Consider the following 278-nt stretch of genomic DNA (forward strand, 5'->3'; position numbering starts at 1 on the left):
GTAGAGGGCGTCCAGCTTGTCGTAGGCCGCCTTCTTGGCCGCGTCGTCGACCGCCTGGGCCGCCTCGGTGAGCAGGGCCTCGACCTGGTCGTTCTTCCACCGGCCGTAGTTGGCGAAGGTGGTCTTGCCCACCGGCTTGCCCTCGGACTGGCTCATGATGTCGCGGAACCGGGCCCAGGGGCTGGACGCGTTGACGCCCGCCACGTACCAGCAGGCCAGGTCGAAGGTGCCGCCCTGGATGGCCTGGGTGGTCTCGGCCTGCTGCGGGAAGTTGGTGC

1 pseudogene is annotated in these 278 nt (G+C 69.4%); it reads right to left on the bottom strand.

Annotated elements, in window-relative coordinates:
* Positions 1-278 (bottom strand): annotated as a pseudogene (locus ACSNOK_RS34045) (hypothetical protein); the annotation flags it as partial.

Origin of the sequence: Streptomyces sp. URMC 126, assembly GCF_051386555.1 — a bacterium.
Taxonomy (GTDB): domain Bacteria; phylum Actinomycetota; class Actinomycetes; order Streptomycetales; family Streptomycetaceae; genus Streptomyces.